This is a genomic window from Streptomyces sp. TRM68416, from assembly GCF_014596915.1.
GTDB lineage: Bacteria > Actinomycetota > Actinomycetes > Streptomycetales > Streptomycetaceae > Streptomyces.
Genome location: NZ_JACVWU010000022.1, coordinates 50,347 through 71,489, shown reverse-complemented (window position 1 = coordinate 71,489; position 21,143 = coordinate 50,347). Strand labels below are relative to the sequence as shown.

Here is a 21,143-nt window from a genome sequence, read left to right as displayed (position 1 = left end):
ATCACCGAGGGAGCAGTGAGCGCACGGTACGAATTCAGGATCCTGGGGCCGCTGGAAGTCCGGCGTGACGGGCACCCAGTGGTCATCGGCGCGGCCAAACTCCGGCTGCTGCTCGCCGCGTTGCTGGCCGAGGCCGACCAAGTGGTCACCGTGGACCGGCTGATGAGCCGCCTGTGGGGCGACCGCCCCCCGAAGGAGGCCCGCAACACGCTCCAGAACTACGTACTGCGCCTGCGCCGTGTCCTCGACTGCCCCGCGGACGGCACGCCCGTGGTCACCCACCCCCGCGGCTACGTGATCAAAGTCGACCCGGACACCCTGGACCTGCACCGCTTCACCGCCCTCACCCTCCAGGGCCGCACCGCTCTGAAGGACGGACGGGCGGCGAGCGCGGCACAAGCGCTGTGCGAGGCACTGGCGCTGTGGCGCGGCGAACCGCTCTCCGATCTCCCAGCGGACCTCCTCGACGACTTCGTGCCCGCCCTGAACGAACGGCGTCTGGCCGCACTGGAGCTGAGGATCGACGCCGACCTCGCGCTGGGCCGGTCCGCCGACGTGCTGCCGGAACTGCGCGCACTCATCGGGGCCCACCCGCTGCGCGAACGTTTCTGGGCCCAGCGGATGCTGGCGCTCGCCCGCTGCGAGCGGCAGGGAGAAGCACTGGGGTGCTACCGCGAGGTCGCCCGACTGCTGGCCGACGAACTGGGAGTCGCCCCAGGGGCGGAGCTCAGGAGACTGCACCAGCGGCTGCTGGCCGCCGCACCGGACCTGGGTGAAACACCCGACAGGGCGGCGGCCGCGCGCCCGCGTGGCGCGGGGAACCTGCCGAGCGAAATGACCACGTTCATCGGCCGGACAGCAGAACTGGCCGAGGTGCGCGCCCTGCTGACACCCGCCCGGGTGGTCACCCTCACCGGAGTCGGCGGCGTCGGCAAGACCAGGCTCGCGCTGCGGGTGGCGGCGGAGCTGGAACCGGCGTTCGCGGACGGCGTCAGACTCGCGGACCTCGCGCCCCTGACCGATCCCGAACTCCTCGGCCGGGCCGTCGCCGAAGCCCTCGGGCGGCGTGACCATTCCGCTCGGCCCGCCGTGGACACCATCGTGGACCATCTGCGCGACCGGCGGCTCCTGGTCGTCCTCGACAACTGCGAGCATCTGGTCGACGACGTCGCGGCCCTGGTCCTGCGGATGGCGCGGGCGGCACCCGGACTGCGCGTACTGGCCACCAGCAGACAGCGGCTGGGGATTCCCGGCGAACACGTCCTGACGGTGCCCTCCCTCACCGTCCCCGACGCCCCCTCGCCGACCCGGAGGGCCGACGGCGCGCTGTGCGCGCAGGACGGCACGGCGGAACGCTCCGAGGCCGTCCGGCTGTTCGTGGACCGTGCCGTCGCCGCTGCCCCCGAGTTCCGGCTCACCACCCGCAACCGGGACGCGATCGCGCAGTTGTGCCGACGGCTGGACGGGATTCCGCTCGCGATCGAACTGGCGGCGGTACGGCTGAGCACCATGACGGCCGACGAGATCCTGGAACGCCTCGACGACAGGTTCCGCTTGCTGTCCGCGCCGTACGGTCCCCCCTCCGCCCGCTACCAGCACACTCTGCGCGGTGTGGTCGACTGGAGCTACGACCTGTGCACCCAGCAGGAGCAGTTGCTCTGGAACCGTCTGTCGGTGTTCTCCGACGGATTCGACCTGGAGGCGGCCGAGACGGTGTGCGCGGGGGAGGGCATCGCCCGTGAGGACGTGCTGAACCTGCTGGCCGGGCTGGTGAACAAGTCGATCGTGGCGGTGAACAGTTCGGGCGACCGGGCCCGGTACAGCCTGCTCGAAACCGTTCGCCAGTACGGTCAGCAACGGCTCCGCGAACAGGGCGGCGCGACAAAGCTCCGCCTCCGGCACAGCGAGTGCTACCGGATGATGGCCGTGCGCGCCGGCGACGAGTGGTGCGGACCGGGGGAAGCCGACTGGCTGATCCGGCTACGGACCGAACTTCCCAACTTCCGTACCGCGCTGGACTTCTGCACCACGCGCCAGGACCGCGTGGACGCCGGCCTCGAGATCGCCGTCAACCTCGCCCGCACCCGGTGCTGGTTCTTCAACAGTACGTTGGGCGAGGGACGGCACTGGCTGGAACGCCTCCTCGCGCTGCCCACCGACGCACCGCCGCCCCTGGTCGCGGGAGGGCTGGCGATGAAGGCGTGGATCGCACTGTGCCAGGGGGACAACCCCTCCGCCGAGGCGTTTCTGGCCGAATGCCGGACCCTGGCGAGCGAACTCCCCGACGGTGCGGCGGCTCCGCCGGTGACCTTCATCGAAGGCGCTCACGCCATGCTCGTCCGGGGCGACCCGCGCTCCTGCGCTCTTCTGGCCGAGGCACGGGACCGGTTCCGCGCGGCGGGCCAGCGGGGTGACGCACATATGGCCACGATGCTTTGGGCCATGGCCGAGGCGTTCCTCGGCGACCGCGCCTCGGCCCGCGCGGCCCTCGACGCGTACGTCGTGGAGGCCGCGGAGAGCGGTGCCGAGTGGGCCCGTACCTGGGCCCAGTGGTGCACCGGACTGTTCGAACTCCGACACGGCACGGCCGAGCGGTCCCCGGCCCACCTGCGCGAGGCGCTGGGCCGCCAATGGGGCCTCGGCGACAGCTGGGGCCCGGTCTGGGGCGCCGAGACGCTGGCCTGGGCCATGGCGGCCACCGGCCACCACGCACAGGCGGCGCGGCTTCTGGGCGCTGCCCACCGCCTGCGACAGGACACCGGAGTCGCTCTCATCGGACTGCGCCCGTTCCATGAAGCCCACGTCACCACCGAACACCGGGTGCGCCAGGCCCTGGGCACCCGGGAGTACGAGGCGGCATGGTCCCAGGGCGCATCCACCCGGGACGGTGTGCGGCTCGCCCTGGACACACCGGATCACGCGGCCCTCCGGGGCACCGACGCGCTGTAACAGGCACCGCGAGAGAGGAGACGGGCCGTCGCGCCAGGGCCTGCCTGCAACGAGGACGGCTCGGCTGCCCGTGTCGTGGATGGGGCGAGGGTCACGGGCCGTGGTCGCGTCCGTCCCGTGGGGCGAAGGCGGTGAGGGCGTCGGCGTCGGTCGCGCGAGCGTGCAGGAAGTAGTCGGCCCATGCGGCGATGTCGGGGTAGGACGAGTCCCGGCTGAGCCGGGTGGCTGCCGCTCGGAGGTCGAAGTGCGTGGTGCGGAGTTCGACGCCCGGGCCCAGGAGGGCCCAGTGTGCTCCGGTTCGCCCGTAGGGCATGCCGACGCTGCCGGGATTGATCACGAGTCGGCCGTGGGCGAGGCGGACGAAGGGCATGTGGGTGTGGCCGCAGACCACGGTGCGGATGCCGGCGTCGAGTCCGCCGAAGACTTCCTCCCAGCGGTCGAGGCGGGAGTCGACCAGGACGACCTCCTCGTCGTCGCGCGGGGTGGCGTGGCAGAACAGCACCTTTCCCAGCCCGTCCACGGACAGGGAAAGGGATCGGGGAAGCGAGCCGAGAAGGTCGAGATGGTCCTCGCGGAGCTGTTCGGCTGCCCACGGGGCGATCGGATCAGGGATTGTGTCGCGCTGCCCCCGGCGGTATTCGAGCAGTTCCCGGTCGGCGTTGCCACTGATCCAGACGACGCGGTCGCCGAGGCCGGTCAGGAGGTCGAGAACCTCGACCGGTTGTGGGCCGGCGGTGATGTCTCCGGTCAGCACGATGCGATCGGCAGCGCTGACGTCGGGTTCGGCGAGTACTGCCTCCACGGCCGGCAGGACTCCGTGGATGTCGGACAGAACGGCTACTCGGTTCAGCATGGCCACCACTGTGGGGCGTAGACCGCCGAGTGGGGTGACCTTTCGCCCGGCGCGTAGGACGAGGGGACCGGTCGGCGTGTGAGGTCACCGGGCGCGCGGCCCTTCCAGGAGGCTCCGGCGCCGGTGGCGATTCGGGCGGTGCTCCCGTCGCGGGAGCCGACTGCCTGGGCGATGACGGGCGCCGGGGCTCGGAGGGCGAGCCGGCGGATGGCCGAGGTGCGGCCGTTCCCGACGGGGAGACGCCGAGCTTCCGCCGTGCGTCGCGCTGAGGGCCGGGGTGCATCGGCCGGCACCGGCAACCCCCGCATGAGCACCCCTACCTGCGGCACCAGCCGAGGCGCTGCCGCAATGCCCCACGCCCCCGACCGCGGGCTCAGACCACCCACACCCCGTCCCGCATGAGATGCCGCCGGGGCAGCTCCCGCACCTCGTGCCAGGCCTGCACCGCCCGGGGCCGCACCCGGAAGTACGCGTACGAAGGCGCCTCCTCGCGCGGATCCCACCCGGTCTTCGCGAGGAACGCCTCCGCTGCAGCCACGGGCACCTCGTGCGCGGTGAACGTCTCCACGTCACCGTCGATGAGCACGACATCGCGGGTGTCCCCGAACGCCAGCCGCGTGCGCGCGCCGGTGCGCAGATTGCGGCCCGTGGGATTGGTCGGCCGTGTCGCCAGCCACAGGGCCTCGCCGTCCCAGACGAACCAGAGCGCGACCAGGCACGGCACCCCCTCGGCGTCCGCCGAGGCCACCCAGATGTCCATCTCCCGCTCCAGCCGCTCCAGCACGTCACGCCTGCGCTGTTCGGGGGTGCGGGGTATGCCGGTGATCGTCATGCCCCGGACGCTACCGATCAAGGGGGCCGCGCGCCTCGGGCGGCGGGTCTAGGTCCGGCCCGGACCCGGCCTAGGTCGAGGGGCTGAGAGCGCATGTGACGTACGGACTGGCGTTCCATAAGTTTTACGTATAACCTCTCCCGTCAATCGCACGTCCCGAAAGGCTCCGATGAGACGCATCGCCCTGGTCACCCTCGTCGTCGACGACTACGACGAGGCGATCCGCTTCTACACCGAGGCCCTCGGATTCCGGCTCGTCGAGGACACGCCTCGCCCCGACGGCTCCCGCTGGGTCGTCGTGGAGCCCGGAAGCGCGGACCAGGGCACCGCGCTGCTGCTGGCCCGCGCCAAGGGCGACGCGCAGCACGCACGGGTCGGCGACCAGACCGGCGGACGGGTCGGGTTCTTCCTGCACACCGACGACTTCGGCCGCGACCACGCCCGCATGCTCGCCGCTGGCGTGACCTTCCTGGAGGAGCCGCGCCACGAGCGGTACGGCTCGGTCGTCGTCTTCCAGGACCTGTACGGCAACCGCTGGGACCTGCTCCAGCCCGCCGACTGACCTCCTTCCGCTCCCCGAAGTACCCCGCTCAGAAAGACTGCACCATGACTGCTACGCGCGTAGACGCCGAAGTGATCCGTCGCCTCCCCAAGGCCGTCCTGCACGACCACCTCGACGGCGGCCTGCGCCCCGCCACCGTGGTGGAGCTCGCCGAGACGGTCGGCCACGCCCTGCCCACCACCGACCCGGACGAGCTCGCCGCCTGGTACTTCGAGGCCGCGAACTCCGGCGACCTGGTCCGCTACATCGCCACCTTCGAGCACACCCTCGCCGTGATGCAGACCCGCGAGGGCCTGCTGCGCACCGCCGAGGAGTACGTCCTCGACCTGGCCGCCGACGGTGTCGTCTACGGCGAGGTGCGCTACGCCCCCGAGCTGAACACCAATGGCGGGCTGAGCCTCGCCGAGGTCGTCGAGACCGTCCAGGAGGGCCTCGCCGCCGGCATGGCGAAGGCCGCGGCCGCGGGCACCCCGGTCCGGGTCGGCACCCTGCTGTGCGGCATGCGCATGTTCGACCGGGTGCGCGAGGCCGCCGACCTCGCCGTGGCCTTCCGGGACGCCGGTGTCGTCGGCTTCGACATCGCCGGTGCCGAGGCCGGGTTCCCCGCCGCCGACCACCTGGCCGCCTTCGAGCACCTGCGCCGCGAGAGCGTGCCCTTCACCATCCACGCCGGTGAGGCCGACGGCCTGTCCAGCATCCACCAGGCACTTCAGATCTGCGGCGCCCAGCGCCTCGGCCACGGCGTGCGCATCACCGACGACATCGTCGACGGCAAGCTCGGCCGCCTGGCCGGCTGGGTGCGCGACCGCCGTATCGCCCTGGAGATGTGCCCCACCTCCAACCTCCAGACCGGCGCCGCCACCTCGATCGCCGAACACCCCATCACCGCGCTGAAGGACCTCGGCTTCCGTGTCACCCTCAACACCGACAACCGCCTGGTGTCCGGCACGACGATGACGCGCGAGATGTCCCTGCTGGTGGAGGAGGCCGGCTGGACGGTCGAGGACCTGCGCACGGTCACCGTGAACGCCCTCAAGAGCGCGTTCATCCCGTTCGACGAGCGCAAGGCCCTCATCGAGGACGTCGTCCTGCCCGGTTACGCGCTCTGAAGCAGCCCGCGCACATAGGCGGCCTGTCCGACGTGCTGGAGATCGTCGGACAGGACGCTGACCAGCCGTACGCCCAGAGTGACCGGGGGATCCCAGCGCTCGTCCACGATGCGCTCCAGATCCTTGGCGGCCAGTTCACGCAGCGCCCCGAGGGTCTGGGCGTGCACGGCGTCGTAGTAGCCGGTCAGCAGGCCGGCCGAGTCGACCCGCACCTTGGCGACCTGCGCGGCGCTGTGACCGTAGCCGGTGTCGTGGGGCGGCAGGTCGAGGCCGAAGGCCTTGTTCCAGTCCTGGGCCAGCCACACCTGGTCCAGGCCGAAGGCGTCGGCGACGTGGTCGTCCTGGACGCGGGTGAGATGCCAGATCAGCCAGGCGACGGAGTTGGCGTCGGCGGCCGGACGGGCGTGCAGGGCGTCGGGGTCCAGGCCTTCGACGGCGGCGTGGACCTCTTCCTGGATGCGGCTGTATCCGTCAATGAGGATGTCCTTGGCATGCATGCCTCCACCCTCACGCAAAGCCGTCCGTCACGCGCCCTCGATGTCGAGCAGGGCCATCAGCGCCCGTGCCGCCGGGCTCGTGGCCTGCGGGGGTGGCAGCAGCGCGACCGTCTCGTAGACCCGCTCGCCGGTTCCCTTCACCGGCAGCGCGGTCAGGGAGCGCCGCTTGTGCCGGAAGTGACGCGGTACGACGGCGATGCCGAGGTTCTCGTCCACCAGGTCCAGCAGGCTGTGCACGTCGTTCACCTCCAGCGCGACGCTGCGCCGCACGCCCGCGGCGGCGAACGCGGCGTCGGTGGTGCGGCGCGGCCCCCAGTCCGGGTGGAAGTCCACGAACACCTCGCCGCCCAGCTCCTCCGGAGTGACCGCCGCAGCCGCGGTGGCGAGCGGGTGGCTCGGATGGCACAGCACCGTCATCGGCTCGCTGGTCACCGGTACGGCCCGTAGCTGGTCGGTGTCCTCGTCCGCGGTCCGTACGGCGAACGCCAGGTCGAGCCGGCCGGCCGCGACCTCCTCCGCCAGCGCGCCCGAGCCCGCCTGCCGCAGACAGACCTCCACATCCGGATGCTGCCGCCGGAACGCGGCCAGCAGCCCCGCCACATGCACCCCGGCGATGCACTGCTCGGACCCGAGCGTCAGCATCCCGCGCAGCACGCCCTGCACCGCGGCCACCGCCTCGTGCGCGGCCCGCACCTGCGCCAGGATCCGCTCCGCCTCGCCCAGCAGCGCCCGCCCGGCCGGCGTGAGCGTCACCCTGCGCGTCGTCCGCACGAACAACGGCGTCTGCAACTCCCGCTCCAGCGCCCGGATCGACGCCGACAGACCCGACTGGGAGACCATCAGACGTTCGGCGGCCCGGGTGAAATGCTGGTCCTCGGCGACCGCGACGAAGTGCTGGAGGTGGCGCAGTTCCATGATTGAGCAGCGTAACCGCTCAATCCCATCTGATTTACCTGTTGGACCAATGCCCGCAGGTCGCGAAAGAGTGGATACCGGGTTCAGTCGGAGACGGCTGGACCCACCCCCGAGTGCCAACCCCTCTGGAGTCGCGTTGTACACCGCACACCCCGACCGCTACGCGGATCTGCCCTACCGGCGCACCGGACGCAGTGGTCTGAAGCTGCCCGCGATCTCGCTCGGCCTGTGGCACAACTTCGGCCCGGCGGACCGCACGGTCGACACCCAGCGCGCGATCCTGCGCCGGGCCTTCGACCTCGGCGTCACCCACTTCGACCTCGCCAACAACTACGGCCCGCCGCCCGGCGCCGCCGAGTCCGCCTTCGGTGAGGCGCTGAAGGCCGACCTCGCCCCGTACCGCGACGAGATGATCGTCTCGACCAAGGCGGGCTACCTGATGTGGCCCGGCCCGTACGGCGAGTGGGGCTCGCGCAAGTACCTGCTGTCGTCGCTTGACCAGAGCCTGAAGCGGATGGGCCTGGACTACGTCGACATTTTCTACTCGCACCGCCCCGACCCGGAGACTCCGCTGGAGGAGACGATGGGCGCCCTGCACTCGGCGGTGCAGCAGGGCAAGGCGCTCTACGTCGGCATCTCCAACTACTCGGCCGAGCAGACCCGCGAGGCCGCCCGCATCCTGGGCGAGCTGGGCACCCCGCTCCTCATCCACCAGCCGCGCTACTCGATGCTCGACCGCCGCCCCGAGGACGAGGGACTGCTCGACGCCCTGGACGAGCTCCAGGTCGGTTCCATCGTCTTCTCCCCGCTGGAGCAGGGCCTGCTGACCGGCCGCTACCTCGACGGCATCCCGGAGGACTCGCGGGCCGCGAGCGACAGCCCGTTCCTGAACTCGGACGCGCTCACCGAGGACCTGGTCCGCAAGCTGCGCGAACTGAACGACATCGCCAAGTCCCGCGGCCAGACCCTCGCCCAGCTCGCGCTGGCCTGGGTGCTGCGCGGCGGCCGGGTCACCTCCGCGCTGGTCGGCGCGAGCAGCCCGCAGCAGATCGAGGACAGCGTCACGGCCGTCCGCAACCTGGACTTCGACGCGGAGGAACTGGCCCGCATCGACGCGGTCATCCAGTCGTAGGGCACGGACGGGCGCTCCCGCCCACCGGGAGCGCGCGGAGCGCCGGGTCTGCCGTCGGTGAAGGCGGCCGGCCCGGCGCGCGTCGTCGTCGGCTACGCGCCCAGTCGCTCCTCCAGCCGCACCGTCACCCGGTCCCCCTCCTCCTTGCCGATCGCCCGTCGCACTTCCGCCTTCACCGGCAGCATGTGCGTGCCGTCGCCGAGGGCCATGAAGGAGCTCCGGAAGGGGTGGCCGTCGATCGTGCCGCGGACCTTGACCAGTCCGCGGGTGCCGAAGAAGGCGACCGAGTCGGGCCAGGCGACATACGTCCAGCTGCCCTTCTCGGGGTGCCTGCACAGGACGGCGGTGAACCCCGCGTCCACTTTTCCTGTCGTAGCCATGACGTCCTCCGCTTGTGATGGTCTTCGTGACAACAGACCGCCACGCGTGCGGAAACTCATCGCGGACGCCCCGGTCACCCCTCGGCGGGCACCCGGTCCAGGAAGCCGAGGACGGTGCGGATGCGGCCCTCGGTGTCCAGGGTGATCACGTCGAACCCGGCGACGGGGGCCGATCCGTCGGCCTCGCTGACCAGCTCCCAGGAGAAGCGGGCGGTGTCATGGTGGCCGTCGACGCGGCCGGCCAGGCGGAAGGCGAAGCCGGGGAAGCGGGCCCGGGCCGCGCTGATCACGGCCACGATCCCCTCCTGCCCCCGGACGTCGGCGAGCGGGTCGGTGTAGCTGCCCTCCGGGGCCCAGGCCTCGGCGACCGCCTTCGCCAGCCGGTCCGGCCCTTCGGCGTTCCAGGCCTCGAAGTAGCGGGCCACGGCATTCTCGTACAGGTGGGTGTGCTCGGGCACGGGGGATCAGCCTCCAGCGGGGGCGGGTACGTGGGTCCGGCCCGGATCCGGTGGTGCGGACCCGGCACCCGCCACCCTGCCCGCACGGACCGCGCGGGTCGATTACGTCCCGGGTAAGGCGGAGACGTCCCGAGTGAGGCCGGGCGACCGTCGTGAGGACGGGCGGCTGTCGTGAGACCGGAAGACCGTCGCGAGGCCGGGCGACCACCGTGAGGTACGACGACCGTCCGGCCGCCTGATTTCGGCCAACCGCGGCGGTGAATATGCCAGGAGACTGGCCGGAAAGACATGGTGACAGTGTTTCAGTAGTGAACATACTCAACTGCAGAGGGCCTTCACGCGGAGCGAAAGGCCCATCACGCACAGACACATGCACGGACGTGAGCCGCACGGAAAGCGAGGCCTGGAGCCGACAAGCGAGCGCACCACGGGGGAGTGAGACGTGCACGACGAATTCCTGTGCCATGTCACCGCTTACGGAACCTGCGGCGGCCGACGCATCGGGGTGCCGCTGGGCACCTACCGGGCCCCCACCCTGGCCCTCGCCCTGTGGTGGCTGCGCGACCGCGCCTCCTGGATCGCCGAGCGCCTGGACCCGCTGCCGGAGGCCGAGCACTTCCCGCCCGGCGCGCTCGTCCCGGTCGCCGACATCGTGCCCGACGTGCCGGCCGTGCTCCGCGCCTGGTGCGGCGACGCCCGTCAACAGGAGTTGATCGCCGAACAGTTGGCCGCCGGACGGCTGATTCGGATCGCCACCGGCGACGACACCACCGAGTACGAACTCCTCGCCGAATCGGTGGACGCCCTGCGCATGCAGCGGACGATCCCCGCCCTGGTCGTGCCCGTCGGCTGAGCCGCACGGAGTCCGGGTCCCGGATCCCGCGAGGGGCGCACATATGGGTGAATCGGTAGAATTCTGGCATGGCGGAGCGGCCGCTGGCACCGACTGCGCCCGTGCTCGTGCTGGAGACCGAGTCGGGCTCCACCGTGATGACCCCGGTCCGTGACTACCACGTCGGACGCGACCCGCTCAGCGACATCGTCATCGACGACGCCCGCGTCTCCTGGCACCACGCGGTGCTGCACCCGGAGGCCGACCACTGGACCCTCCACGACGAGGGCAGCACCAACGGCACTTACGCCAACGGCCACCGCGTCCGCGACGACGACGTCGGACCCGGCACCGTGATCCGCTTCGGCAGTCCCGCCGACGGCCCGCGCGCCATCCTGCTCGGTCGCGTCGAACCGGCACCCGAGCGCCCCTCGGCGGTCTCCATGCCCGCCCGGACCGGCACCTTCCGGCAGCCGACCAGCGTCCGGCAGCTTCCCGCCCGGACCGTCCGCATCGGCCGCGCCGCCGACAACGACCTCGTCATCGACGACCTCGTGGTCTCCCGCCGGCACGCCGAACTGCGCTCCCTGCCCGACGGCGGCCACGAGATCGCCGACCTCGGCAGCCACAACGGCACCTACCTCAACGGCAGCCCCGTCACCGTCGCCCTCGTCGGCCCCGGCGACGTGATCGGCATCGGACACTCCGCGTTCTGCCTGGTCGGCGACGAGCTCCAGGAGTACGTCGACACCGGCGAGGTCTCCCTGGAGGTGCAGGACCTCAACGTCGCCGTCGACCACGGCCGCAAGACCCTCCTCGACCACGTCTCCTTCCCGGTCGGGGAGAAGTGCCTGCTCGCGGTCGTCGGCCCCAGCGGCGCCGGAAAGTCCACCCTCCTCAACGCGCTCACCGGACAGCGGCCCGCCGACCACGGCACCGTCGTCTACGACGGCCGCGACCTCTACCGCGACTACGCCGAACTGCGCCAGCGCATCGGCCTGGTCCCGCAGGACGACATCCTGCACGCCCAGCTCACCGTCCGCGACGCCCTGACCTACGCCGCCGAACTGCGCTTCCCGCAGGACACCGCCAAGGCCGAACGCCGCGCCCGGGTGGCGGAGGTCATCGAGGAACTCGGCCTCCAGCAGCGCGCCGGACAGCCCGTGCACAGCCTGTCGGGCGGCCAGCGCAAGCGCGTGAGCGTGGCCCTGGAACTGCTCACCAAGCCCTCCCTGCTCTTCCTGGACGAGCCGACCTCCGGACTCGACCCCGGCATGGACCGCTCGGTGATGCACATGCTGCGCGGCCTCGCCGACGACGGCCGGACCGTCATCGTCGTCACCCACAGCGTCCTCAGCCTCGACGTCTGCGACCGGCTCCTGGTGCTCGCCCCCGGCGGCCGCATCGCCTACTACGGCCCGCCCGAGGACGCCCTCGCCTTCTTCGGCTTCGCACAGTGGCCCGAGGCCTTCGAGGCCTTCGAACGCGACCAGGACCGCGACTGGTCCGGGAACTACCGCACCTCACCCCTGCACCGCCGCTACGTCAGCGACGCCACCGCACAACCCCGCCTGCCGCGCTCCGGACCCGTCGTCATCACCCCGCCGCCCCGGCCGCGCAGCCGGGGCGCCCAGCTCGGCACGCTGGTGCGCCGCTACACCACCGCGCTCAGCGCCGACCGCACCTTCCTCGCCATCATGATCGCCCTGCCGTTCGTGATGGGCGCCATGGCCCGCGCCCTGGCCGGCGGCGAGCTGACCCAGGAGACGGCGATGAACGCGCTGCTCATCCTGTGCGTCGGCGCCGTCCTCACGGGAGCGGCGAACGCGGTGCGCGAACTCGTCAAGGAACGCGTGATCTACCGCCGTGAGCGCGCCGTCGGCCTGTCCCGATCGGCGTACCTGATGTCGAAGATCGTGGTCCTCGGGACGGTCACCGTCCTCCAGGCGGTGGTGCTGACCCTGGTCGCCCTGCTCGGCGTCGATCTCAACGCGCCTGGAGGGAAAGGGGTGTTGCTGGCCCCACTGGTCGAAATCACCGTCGCCGTCGCCCTGCTGGGCTTCACCGCGATGATGCTCGGGCTGCTGGTCTCCGCCCTGGTGCGCAAGGAAGAGGTGACGATGCCGCTGCTGGTGCTGCTCGCCATCGTCCAAGTCGTCTTCTGCGGCGCCCTGCTGAAGCTCGACGGCGTGCCCGGCCTGGAACAGCTCGCCTGGCTGGTGCCCTCGCGGTGGGCGCTGGGCGCGATGGCCGGCACCGTCGATCTGGCGCGGATCGTGCCGGGCGAGCTGACCGGCGACCCCCTGTTCGAGCACGCGGCCGGCGTGTGGCTGCTCAACGTGGCCATGCTGGTCGTGCTCTCGGCGCTCTTCGGCTACCTGGTCTCCCGGCTGCTGCGGCGGCACGAACCCGTCGTGATGCGGAAGTAGGCCCACCCCATGGCGACCCCCGGCTTCCTGCCCACCCACGTCGTCCCGCAGCACGGGATGCCCGCCTGGGAGGCCCCCGACCCCGCCCGGCCCACCGTGGCCCTCGACCCGCTGCTGCCGGTGCAGCTCAGCGAACGGCGCGGCGACTGGGCGCGGGTGCTGTGCGCCAACGGCTGGTCCGCCTGGGTCGACGGCCGCCGCCTGATCGCCGTACCCCAGGACCCGCCCACCGCCGACGCATCCCTGGCCCGCACCGCCGACCCGCGCCCGCAGCTCGCCCGCGCCGAACAGACCCTCGCCCGCTACCGGGCCGCCGTGGAGGAGCTGGCGGCGGGCGGCCTGGACGGCGAGTCGTTCCGCGGCCGCACCCGCGGCCTGCGGATCGGCGTCGTCGTCGACGGCGAGCACATCTGGCTCTACGACGCCGAACGCGGACGGTGGGCCTACGCGGACGGCCTGCGACTGAGCACCTACGCCCCGGACGATGCGCCCCGCACCGCCACACCGGACGAAGCGCCCCCCACCGCCACCCCGGGCGCCGGTCACGCCCCCACCCAGGTGGTGACCCCCGATGGCCCGTGAGGCAAGCCTGTTCTCCGGCCGGCCCTCCGAGCTGGTCGGCAAGCAGATCGCCGGCTACCGCATCGAGCGCGAGATCGGCCGCGGCGGCATGGCCGTCGTCTACCGCGCCCGCGACCTGCGCCTGGAGCGCACCGTCGCCCTCAAGCTGCTCGCCCCCGAACTCGCCCGCAACGACACCTTCCGCCGCCGCTTCACCCACGAGTCCCGGGCCGCCGCCGCGATCGACCACCCGCACATCGTGCCGGTCTTCGAGGCCGGCGAGACGGACGGCGTCCTGTACATCGCCATGCGCTACGTCGCCGGCCGCGACCTGCGCCATCTCCTGGACCGCGAGGGCCCGTTGACGCCCGCCGCGACCGTCCGCATCGCCGCCCAGGTCGCCTCCGCACTCGACGCGGCCCACGAGCACGGGCTCGTCCACCGGGACGTGAAACCCGGCAACATCCTGGTCGCCCGCGGCACCGACAGCGACCACCCCGAGCACGCCTACCTCACCGACTTCGGACTCACCAAGAAGTCCCTGTCGCTGACCGGGTTCACCACGGTCGGCCAGTTCGTCGGCACCCTCGACTACGTGGCCCCCGAGCAGATCTCGGGCAAGCCGGTCGATGCCCGCTGCGACGTGTACGGGTTCGCCTGCGTCGTCCACGAATGCCTGGCGGGCCGCCCGCCCTTCCGGCGCGACGACGACATGGCCCTGCTCTGGGCCCACCAGTACGACGACCCGCCCCCGCTCACCGAGGCCCGCCCCGACCTGCCCACCGCGGTCGACGCCGTCTTCGCCCGCGCCCTGGCCAAGAGCCCCGACGACCGCTACGACTCCTGCCTCGCCTTCGTCGCCGCCCTGCGCACTGCCTTCCGGGGCGCCGGGGACCTCGGCCATCCGGCGACACAGGTCGACCTGAAGGCCGTGGAGGAGAGCGCGGACGGCCCCAAGGCACCGCCGCGGTGGGCTGAACCCGTCTTCGCCCCCGTGGGCCGAAGCGAGGCACCAGCGGCTGCCTCCCGAACACCTTGGTGACCGGGGGGTGTTCACCGGGGGTGTTCTCGGAGCCGTGGAGACGTTCCGCACGGCCCGCCCCGCTCGTCACCGTCGGCCGACTCGACCGCCCGGTCTCAGCGCTCCGTCTCCACCGCGCCGCGCCGGTGCACCGGCCCCGCCAGCAGGCCGCCGAGCGGGCCCGCGATCAGGCCCCACAGGGCGGCGAAGCCCAGCGCGGTCCACAGCCGTGGTTCCAGGAACAGCTTCCCGCCCAGATCGCCGCCGAGGTCCCCGATGCCGAGCACCGACAGGCCGTAGTGCGCGGAGATCCGGCCGACCAGGCAGATCATCAGGACGGTCAGGGTCAGCGCCACCGCCAGGTGCACCGCGTGCTGCCAGGCCTGCATCCGGCGCGGCGAGCGGGCCGCCATGACGAACGCGGCGGCGAGCAGCAGCACCGCCTCGACGGCGACCAGCCACCACACCCGGCCGTCATGGTCGGAGAGCGTGCTCAGGTTGAGCGTCGCGGTGTCGGAACCGCGCAGCACCTCGTCCAGGACGTGCGGCATCGGCAGCCCGAACGGCCCGTCGACCCGGCCCTCCCAGGTGGCGCCGAGGCCGATGGTGAGCGCGAGCCATACCAGGTTGGGCAGGCCGAGCAGCAGCACGGCGAGCGTCTCCGCCGCGTGACCGCGCGTCACCGCCACCACCAGACCGACGACGGCGCCCAGCACGACGTTCGCGAGCAGCAGCACGACCATGGCGTACGCGGCGGGCCGCACCGACTCCTGGAACTGCAGCAGCCGGGCCGGCAGCGGAGCGCCCCGCGACACCAGCAGGGCCAGCACCAGCACGCCCGCCGCCCACAGCAGGCCGAACAGCAGCGTCAGCGGCACGTCCGTGGTGAAGCCGACCTCCGGCGAGACGCCGAACAGGTCACCGAGGTCGGCGAGCGCGTCGTCGCCGAGGGACACGGCGAAGGTCTGGCGGGCGGCCAGGGCCAGGCCGAGCAGGGCCAGCAGCCACAGCGCGCCCAGGCGGGCGGCCCACCCGGCCAGTTCGCGCGCCCCGGCGACGGCCCGGTGGCGCAGCGGCCGCAGGAAACCGGCGGCCAGGACGAGGGCGCCGACAAGCGTCACGGACAGGGGTACGACGGTCAGGTCCGCGTCGGACTCGGCGAGCCCGCCGGCCGTCCCCGACAGCTCGACGGTGCCGCCGACGGCCGTGACCACCGTCGCGGCCACCACCCGCGGGAAGGCGTTGTCCGGCAGGTCCCTCGCGCCGGCCGCCCACAGTCCCAGCGCGGCGACCACCCCCATCGCGAGCACCGCGGCCAGCACGGCGACACCGGCCTGCGCCCAGCCGTGACGGGGGAGTGCCTGGTCGGAGGGGGTTCGCGGACTCACCCTGCCACGCTAAGCAGCCGCCGCCGGACCCGCCTGCCGGGAGGTCCGTCCGCGTCGGCTTGCGGACTGCACCCGATCGGAGCACACAATGGTGTCGGATGTGGACCAAAGCGGTGTAAACGCATGAAATCCGCCGGGATCCCACATCGGGAAGAAGGGCTCGTGAGCGTCGAACCTCCGTCCTCCGGCCGCCCCACAGGACCCCCCTCGGGCCCCCTGTCGGGTCCCTCGCAGCCGCCCTCCGGCCCGCCCTCCCAGCCTCCGGGCAGCGGCGGCGGGAGCACCGGCCCCGGACCGGAACCCCACCGCCCCTGGTGGCGTTCCGTGCCCCGCATCGCCGTGCTCGCCACCGTCGTGGCGGCCGCCGTGGTCCTCGCCGTCGTCTTCAGCCGCACCGGCGGCGGCTCCGGCTCCGACGGCGAGGTCTTCCTCCAGGCCGCCTCCAAGACGGGCCCCGACCCGTTCACCGAATCCACCGCCACGGACAGCTCCGCCCCGCCCGTCTCCGCCTCCCCGGCCACCGAATCCGCCTCGGCGGGCGCGGTGCGCGGAGTCGACGGCGGCGCGCCCGGCCTGTACGGCGGCACCCGCAACGTCGCCGCGTGCGACGTCGAGCGGCAGATCAAGGCGCTCCAGGCGCAGCCCGACAAGAACCGCGCCTTCGCCTCCGTCGCCGGCGTCGACCCCTCCGGCGTCCCCGCCTACCTGCGCGCGCTGACCCCCCTGCAACTGCGCATGGACACCCGCGTCACCAACCACGGCTACCGCGACGGCGCCGCCACCAGCTACCAGGCCGTCCTCCAGACCGGCACCGCCGTCCTCGTCGACGACCGCGGAGTGCCCCGGGTGCGCTGCGCCTGCGGCAACCCGCTGACCCCGCCGGTCGCCCAGCAGACCGCACCGAAGCACACCGGCGACTCCTGGCCGTCGTACCGCCCCTCGAACGTCGTGGTGGTCTCTCCCGCGACCGTCGTCATCAACGTCTTCGTCGTCTACGACCCCGACCGCGACGACTGGTTCCACCGGGAGCCCGGCGACACCGGCGGCAAGGACGAGAAGACCGACCCGCCGGCCCACGAGCCGTCCCCGTCGGTGAGCGAGGAACCCTCGGAGACGCCGACGCCGTCCCCCGGCAGCACGACCCCCTGTCCACCGACGGCCACGGGCACGCCCACCGGCACACCGAGCGGCACGCCCACCGGCGCGGAGACGTCCTGCCCGCCGACCTCGACCGGCCCCTCCACCACGCCCCCGGAGTCCGAATCGCCGTCCCCCGAACCCTCGACGACTGAACCGGAAACGCCCGACACGCCCGAGACGTCCGCCCCCGAGCCGCCGCTCGCCTCCGACACGGCGGCCACGACGACGCAGTCGGCCCCCGCGTTCCCGAGCGCGCAGTCACCGGAGGTGTGACACAGCCGAAACCGCGACGGGGACTGCCGCGCCGGGCACGGGGTACGAGCCCTGGTGCAGCAGCATCCGGCCGGGCCGGCTTCCCGAGAGAGAAACGCATGATCGAGCAGGTGGACGGGTCAGTGATTCCGACTGGTTTCGACGTGCCCGTGGAACCGCTGCGGCGGGCCGCGCACTACAGCGGCGAGCCCGGCTGCATCGCCGAGGCGCGCTCCTTCGCCGCCCGCTTCGTCGGCCGGCTCCGCACCGAATGGTGCGCCGAGATCGGTGCCCGCACCGAGGAGGAACTGCTCCTCGTGGTGAGCGAACTGGTCACCAACGCCGACCGGCACAGCAACGGTCCCTACATCCTCGACCTGGAGGGCACGGACACCCGCATCGCGGTCTCCGTCTACGACAGCAGCGCCGCCCTGCCCCGGCGCTACGGCCGGGACCCCGAGCGCGTCGGCCGGCACGGCCTGGAAATAGTGCACGCTCTCGCCGCCGAGGTCGCCGTCGAACGCGTACCGGTCGGCAAGCGGGTCCGCGCGGTGGTGCGGCTCGGCGGCGGCTGACCGTCACCGGCGGGGACCCGGACCCGCCGGTTCCGCTGATTTCCCCCAGGGCGGAACGCCGATCCCTTGCTCCGACGGCCATGGCTCCTAGGCTGAACGGGTGAGCAACCGAGCGCCCGACCAAGCCCGCGTCGTCCCGCTGCGTCCCAAGGCCGCCGGCCCGGCCGCCCCGACCGCACCCCGGGGGCCGGGACGGCCCGGAGCACCCGCACCCAGGGAACCCCTGTGGCGCGACCTGATCGGTGACGTCCTGCGCGGCGAGCGCCTCGCCCAGGAGCGCACCCTGAAGGACGTCGCCGACGCCGCCCGGATCTCCATGCCCTACCTCTCCGAGGTGGAGCGCGGCCGCAAGGAGGCCTCCTCGGAGGTGCTCGCGGCCGCCGCCCACGCCCTGGGACTGGGCCTCGGTGACCTGCTGTCCCGGGCGCAGGGCGAACTGATCCGCCTGAGCAGTCGGCACAGCTCCGCCAGGAGCAGCGGCACGGCCGGCTCGTCCCACGACGGCCTGTGCCTGGCCGCCTGACCACGACGCCCTGTGCCCGGCCGACTGCGCCCGGCCGACAGCCCCCGGCCGACTGTGTCCGGCCAGCAGTGCACGGCAGACTCTGCCTGGCCGACTGCGTCCGGCCGACTGTGCTTGGCCGCCCGACCGCGACGGCCCCGGCGACTCAGACCCGTGCGAGGCGCCGGCTCACCACCTCGTCGGCCAGGCCGTAGGCCACCGCCTCCTCCGCGGTGAACACCTTGTCGCGGTCCATGTCCGCGCGCAGCGTGGCCACGTCGTGGTGGGTGTGGCGCGACAGGACCTCCTCGACCTGGGAGCGGATCCGGACCATCTCCTTGGCCTGGAGGGCGAGGTCGGAGACCGTGCCCCGGCTGCCGCCGGTGGCCGGCTGCCCCAGCAGCACCCGCGCGTGCTCCAGCACGAACCGCCGCCCGGGATCCCCGCCGGCCAGCAGCACGGCCGCCGTGGACGCCGCCTGTCCCACACAGAACGTGGAGACCGGCGCCTGGACGTAGGTCATCGTGTCGTAGATCGCCATCAGCGAAGTGAACGAGCCGCCGGGCGAGTTGAGGTAGATTGCGATCTCGTTCTCCGGCGCCGACGACTCCAGATGGAGCAGTTGCGCGATGACCACATTGGCGACCCCGTCGTCGATCTCCGTGCCGAGGAAGATGATCCGCTCGTTGAGCAGCCGGCTGAACACGTCGAAGGACCGCTCGCCCTGCGGAGTGCGCTCGATGACGTTCGGAATCGTGTAACTCCCCATGGACATCGGGTAACTCCCCATGACTACAGCCCCATCCGTCGCTTGGAGGCGGCCGGGCGGACGTCCGTGAGGGACTCCACCACCCGGTCGACCATGCCGTACTCCCTGGCCTCCTCGGCCGTGAACCAGCGGTCGCGGTCGCCGTCCCGGGAGATGGTCTCCGGGCTCTGGCCGGTGTGTTCCGCGGTGAGCCGCTCGATGGTCCGCTTGGTGTGCTCCAGGTTCTCCGCCTGGATCTCGATGTCCGCGGTGGTGCCGCCGATGCCCGCCGACGGCTGATGCATCATGATCCGCGCGTTCGGCAGCGAGAACCGCTTGCCGGGCGTGCCGACGCTGAGCAGGAACTGCCCCATGCTGGCCGCGAAGCCCATGGCGAGCGTCGCCACGTCGTTCGGGATCAGCCGCATCGTGTCGTAGATGGCGAGCCCCGCGTGCACCGAGCCGCCCGGGCTGTTGATGTACAGGGCGATGTCGGTGCGCGGATCCTCCGCGGACAGGATCAGCAACTGGGCGCAGACCCGGTTCGCGGAAACCTCGTCGACCTGGGTGCCCAGCAGAACGATCCGCTGCGCGAGCAGTTGGGCGGCCAGATGGTCGTCGAAGCGGGTGGGCGGGGTGTCCCCCTCCTCCGCCCGCGGGGCGAGCGTGGGCAGTGCGGTCATCGGTCCTCCCGGTCGTGGCGTGGATGCCGTCCCCTCCACTCTTGACCGCGGACACCGCCCGCCAGCGCTTTCTCTGCCCGCGGCAGATTCGCCACGGGCAGAGCGCCGGATCACCCCTGCTCGCGCAACTGCCGGAAGAACGCCCGCACATCGCCGACGAGCAGATCCGGCTCCTCCATCGCCGCGAAGTGCCCGCCCCGCTCCAGCTCCGTCCAGCGCACGATGTTCTCGGTCCGGTCCGCCTTGTGCCGCAGCGGCAGGTGCAGTTCGCCCGGGAAGAGGGCCAGTGCGGTCGGCGCGGTCGACGGCGCGGCGACCTTCGCGGCCCAACTCGGGTCGTGAGCCCGCTCGTAGTAGATGCGCGCGGCCGAACCAGCCGTCCCGGTCAGCCAGTACAGCATCACGTTCGTCAGCATCCGGTCCCGGTCCACCGCCTCCTCGGGCAGCCCCTCCGAGTCCGTCCACTCGGCGAACTTCTCCACGATCCACGCCAGTTGGCCGACCGGCGAATCGTTGAGCGCGTACGCCAGGGTCTGCGGGCGGGTGGAGTTCAGTACGGCGTACCCGGTGCCCTCGCTCGTCCAGTCCTGCCAGCGGCGCCACGACCGCAGCGTCCGCTCCCGCTCCTCGGCGTCGAGCGCGTCCAGTTCCTCGGACGTCGGCTCGTGCGTGGCCTGCGCGCCCGGCAGCAGGTTGAGGTGCACGCCGATCACCCGGTCGGGGAACAGGCGGCCCAGCTCCCGGGAGATCGCCGACCCCCAGTCGCCACCCTGGGCGCCGAACCGCTCGTAACCCAGCCGCCGCATCAGCTCCGCCCAGGCACCGGCGACCCGGCCCGCGCCCCAGCCGGTGTCGGCCGGCGGCCCGGACAGTCCGAATCCCGGAATGCTCGGTACCACCACATGGAACGCGTCCGCCGGGTCGCCGCCGTGCGCGACCGGATCCGTGAGCGGCCCGACCACGTCGAGGAACTCCACGATCGACCCCGGCCAGCCATGGGTGATGATCAGCGGGGTGGCGTCCGGTTCGGGCGAGCGGACATGGGCGAAGTGGACGTTCGAGCCGTCGATCACGGTCGTGAACTGCGGCCACTCGTTGAGCCGGGCCTCGGCCGCGCGCCAGTCGTAGGAGTGCTGCCAGTGCCGTACGAGCGCGCGCAGACAGTCCGCCGGCACGCCGTACGCCCACCCCGTGCCCGGCAGGTCGTCCGGCCAGCGGGTGAGGTCGAGACGGGTGTGCAGGTCGTCGAGGTCGCTCTGCGGGACGGCGAGGCGGAAGGGGCGGACGGTGTCGTCGGGAGGCGTCATGATCCGGATGCTAGGCCG

Annotated in this window: 21 protein-coding genes; 11 read left to right on the top strand and 10 right to left on the bottom strand. The window is 72.4% G+C overall.

The window, feature by feature from the left end:
• Positions 1–15 precede the first annotated feature (15 nt).
• Positions 16–2,949 carry a BTAD domain-containing putative transcriptional regulator gene (locus ICC28_RS30315; protein WP_188291953.1) on the top strand — a complete coding sequence of 978 codons (2,934 nt, stop codon included), beginning with the start codon at positions 16–18 and terminating at the stop codon, positions 2,947–2,949.
• A gap of 91 nt (positions 2,950–3,040) precedes the next feature.
• Here ICC28_RS30315 and ICC28_RS30310 read toward each other — a convergent pair whose 3' ends face one another.
• Together ICC28_RS30310 and ICC28_RS30305 are read right to left on the bottom strand one after the other, a co-directional pair.
• Positions 3,041–3,802, bottom strand: coding sequence for a metallophosphoesterase family protein (locus ICC28_RS30310; protein WP_188291952.1), 762 nt, complete (start codon positions 3,800–3,802; stop codon positions 3,041–3,043).
• Positions 3,803–4,175: 373 nt separating this feature from the next.
• Positions 4,176–4,634 carry a pyridoxamine 5'-phosphate oxidase family protein gene (locus ICC28_RS30305; protein ID WP_188291951.1) on the bottom strand — a complete coding sequence of 153 codons (459 nt, stop codon included), beginning with the start codon at positions 4,632–4,634 and terminating at the stop codon, positions 4,176–4,178.
• Between the two features lie 169 nt (positions 4,635–4,803).
• Here ICC28_RS30305 and ICC28_RS30300 point away from each other — a divergent pair, with 169 nt between their 5' ends.
• Both ICC28_RS30300 and ICC28_RS30295 read left to right on the top strand, forming a co-directional pair.
• Positions 4,804–5,196, top strand: coding sequence for a VOC family protein (locus ICC28_RS30300; RefSeq protein WP_188291950.1), 393 nt, complete (start codon positions 4,804–4,806; stop codon positions 5,194–5,196).
• A 44-nt stretch (positions 5,197–5,240) separates the two neighbouring features.
• Positions 5,241–6,305 carry an adenosine deaminase gene (locus ICC28_RS30295; RefSeq protein WP_188291949.1) on the top strand — a complete coding sequence of 355 codons (1,065 nt, stop codon included), beginning with the start codon at positions 5,241–5,243 and terminating at the stop codon, positions 6,303–6,305.
• Here ICC28_RS30295 and ICC28_RS30290 read toward each other — a convergent pair.
• Together ICC28_RS30290 and ICC28_RS30285 are read right to left on the bottom strand one after the other, a co-directional pair.
• Positions 6,293–6,802, bottom strand: a complete 510-nt coding sequence (locus ICC28_RS30290; RefSeq protein ID WP_188291948.1) for a mycothiol transferase — start codon at positions 6,800–6,802, stop codon at positions 6,293–6,295. The two genes, ICC28_RS30295 and ICC28_RS30290, sit on opposite strands and share 13 nt — an antisense overlap.
• Before the next feature lie 27 nt (positions 6,803–6,829).
• Complete coding sequence (locus ICC28_RS30285) at positions 6,830–7,717, bottom strand: LysR family transcriptional regulator (RefSeq protein ID WP_188291947.1); 888 nt, start codon at positions 7,715–7,717, stop codon at positions 6,830–6,832.
• A gap of 136 nt (positions 7,718–7,853) precedes the next feature.
• Between ICC28_RS30285 and mgrA the strand changes: the two genes are divergently transcribed.
• Positions 7,854–8,849 (top strand): L-glyceraldehyde 3-phosphate reductase, encoded by a 996-nt coding sequence (gene mgrA / locus ICC28_RS30280; RefSeq protein WP_188291946.1) that lies wholly within the window; start codon positions 7,854–7,856, stop codon positions 8,847–8,849.
• Positions 8,850–8,941: 92 nt separating this feature from the next.
• Here the strand turns inward: mgrA and ICC28_RS30275 are convergent, their stop codons facing one another.
• Positions 8,942–9,229: a DUF1905 domain-containing protein gene (locus tag ICC28_RS30275; RefSeq protein WP_188291945.1), complete on the bottom strand. Its 288-nt coding sequence runs from the start codon at positions 9,227–9,229 to the stop codon at positions 8,942–8,944.
• 74 nt (positions 9,230–9,303) lie between these two features.
• The gene (locus ICC28_RS30270; RefSeq protein ID WP_188291944.1) at positions 9,304–9,687 is read right to left on the bottom strand and encodes a nuclear transport factor 2 family protein; all 384 of its coding nucleotides are present in this window, start codon (positions 9,685–9,687) and stop codon (positions 9,304–9,306) included.
• Positions 9,688–10,129: 442 nt separating this feature from the next.
• On the opposite strand from ICC28_RS30270, the gene ICC28_RS30265 reads away from it, so the two are divergent.
• From ICC28_RS30265 to ICC28_RS30250, 4 genes are all read left to right on the top strand, one after another.
• Positions 10,130–10,540, top strand: coding sequence for a hypothetical protein (locus ICC28_RS30265; RefSeq protein WP_188291943.1), 411 nt, complete (start codon positions 10,130–10,132; stop codon positions 10,538–10,540).
• Positions 10,541–10,608: 68 nt separating this feature from the next.
• Positions 10,609–12,948: an FHA domain-containing protein gene (locus ICC28_RS30260; protein WP_188291942.1), complete on the top strand. Its 2,340-nt coding sequence runs from the start codon at positions 10,609–10,611 to the stop codon at positions 12,946–12,948.
• A gap of 9 nt (positions 12,949–12,957) precedes the next feature.
• Positions 12,958–13,530 (top strand): hypothetical protein, encoded by a 573-nt coding sequence (locus ICC28_RS30255; protein ID WP_188291941.1) that lies wholly within the window; start codon positions 12,958–12,960, stop codon positions 13,528–13,530.
• A complete protein-coding gene (locus tag ICC28_RS30250; RefSeq protein WP_188291940.1) occupies positions 13,520–14,551 on the top strand; it encodes a serine/threonine-protein kinase in 1,032 nt (343 codons plus the stop codon). The genes ICC28_RS30255 and ICC28_RS30250 overlap by 11 nt, the downstream gene beginning before the upstream one ends.
• Before the next feature lie 95 nt (positions 14,552–14,646).
• Here the strand turns inward: ICC28_RS30250 and ICC28_RS30245 are convergent, their stop codons facing one another.
• Positions 14,647–15,918 (bottom strand): streptophobe family protein, encoded by a 1,272-nt coding sequence (locus ICC28_RS30245; protein ID WP_188291939.1) that lies wholly within the window; start codon positions 15,916–15,918, stop codon positions 14,647–14,649.
• 162 nt (positions 15,919–16,080) lie between these two features.
• Between ICC28_RS30245 and ICC28_RS30240 the strand changes: the two genes are divergently transcribed.
• The 3 genes from ICC28_RS30240 (at position 16,081) to ICC28_RS40825 (ending at position 18,408) form a co-directional block, all read left to right on the top strand.
• Positions 16,081–17,331: a DUF6777 domain-containing protein gene (locus tag ICC28_RS30240; RefSeq protein WP_188291938.1), complete on the top strand. Its 1,251-nt coding sequence runs from the start codon at positions 16,081–16,083 to the stop codon at positions 17,329–17,331.
• A gap of 98 nt (positions 17,332–17,429) precedes the next feature.
• Complete coding sequence (locus ICC28_RS30235) at positions 17,430–17,885, top strand: ATP-binding protein (protein WP_188291937.1); 456 nt, start codon at positions 17,430–17,432, stop codon at positions 17,883–17,885.
• A gap of 100 nt (positions 17,886–17,985) precedes the next feature.
• Complete coding sequence (locus tag ICC28_RS40825; protein WP_188291936.1) at positions 17,986–18,408, top strand: helix-turn-helix domain-containing protein; 423 nt, start codon at positions 17,986–17,988, stop codon at positions 18,406–18,408.
• A gap of 145 nt (positions 18,409–18,553) precedes the next feature.
• Here ICC28_RS40825 and ICC28_RS30225 read toward each other — a convergent pair whose 3' ends face one another.
• From ICC28_RS30225 to ICC28_RS30215, 3 genes are all read right to left on the bottom strand, one after another.
• A complete protein-coding gene (locus ICC28_RS30225) occupies positions 18,554–19,156 on the bottom strand; it encodes a ClpP family protease (protein WP_188292033.1) in 603 nt (200 codons plus the stop codon).
• A 23-nt stretch (positions 19,157–19,179) separates the two neighbouring features.
• The gene (locus ICC28_RS30220; protein ID WP_188291935.1) at positions 19,180–19,818 is read right to left on the bottom strand and encodes an ATP-dependent Clp protease proteolytic subunit; all 639 of its coding nucleotides are present in this window, start codon (positions 19,816–19,818) and stop codon (positions 19,180–19,182) included.
• Positions 19,819–19,928: 110 nt separating this feature from the next.
• A complete protein-coding gene (locus ICC28_RS30215; RefSeq protein WP_188291934.1) occupies positions 19,929–21,125 on the bottom strand; it encodes an epoxide hydrolase family protein in 1,197 nt (398 codons plus the stop codon).
• Between the last annotated feature and the right edge of the window lie 18 nt (positions 21,126–21,143).

Bases quoted from the DNA above. Each gene is read 5' to 3' on its own strand.
- ICC28_RS30310 (WP_188291952.1), bottom strand. From the start codon at position 3,802: ATGCTGAACCGAGTAGCCGTTCTGTCCGACATCCACGGAGTCCTGCCG.
- ICC28_RS30305 (WP_188291951.1), bottom strand. From the start codon at position 4,634: ATGACGATCACCGGCATACCCCGCACCCCCGAACAGCGCAGGCGTGAC.
- ICC28_RS30300 (WP_188291950.1), top strand. From the start codon at position 4,804: ATGAGACGCATCGCCCTGGTCACCCTCGTCGTCGACGACTACGACGAG.
- ICC28_RS30295 (WP_188291949.1), top strand. From the start codon at position 5,241: ATGACTGCTACGCGCGTAGACGCCGAAGTGATCCGTCGCCTCCCCAAG.
- ICC28_RS30290 (WP_188291948.1), bottom strand. From the start codon at position 6,802: ATGCATGCCAAGGACATCCTCATTGACGGATACAGCCGCATCCAGGAA.
- ICC28_RS30285 (WP_188291947.1), bottom strand. From the start codon at position 7,717: ATGGAACTGCGCCACCTCCAGCACTTCGTCGCGGTCGCCGAGGACCAG.
- ICC28_RS30275 (WP_188291945.1), bottom strand. From the start codon at position 9,229: ATGGCTACGACAGGAAAAGTGGACGCGGGGTTCACCGCCGTCCTGTGC.
- ICC28_RS30260 (WP_188291942.1), top strand. From the start codon at position 10,609: ATGGCGGAGCGGCCGCTGGCACCGACTGCGCCCGTGCTCGTGCTGGAG.
- ICC28_RS30255 (WP_188291941.1), top strand. From the start codon at position 12,958: ATGGCGACCCCCGGCTTCCTGCCCACCCACGTCGTCCCGCAGCACGGG.
- ICC28_RS30250 (WP_188291940.1), top strand. From the start codon at position 13,520: ATGGCCCGTGAGGCAAGCCTGTTCTCCGGCCGGCCCTCCGAGCTGGTC.
- ICC28_RS30235 (WP_188291937.1), top strand. From the start codon at position 17,430: ATGATCGAGCAGGTGGACGGGTCAGTGATTCCGACTGGTTTCGACGTG.
- ICC28_RS30225 (WP_188292033.1), bottom strand. From the start codon at position 19,156: ATGGGGAGTTACACGATTCCGAACGTCATCGAGCGCACTCCGCAGGGC.
- ICC28_RS30220 (WP_188291935.1), bottom strand. From the start codon at position 19,818: ATGACCGCACTGCCCACGCTCGCCCCGCGGGCGGAGGAGGGGGACACC.
- ICC28_RS30215 (WP_188291934.1), bottom strand. From the start codon at position 21,125: ATGACGCCTCCCGACGACACCGTCCGCCCCTTCCGCCTCGCCGTCCCG.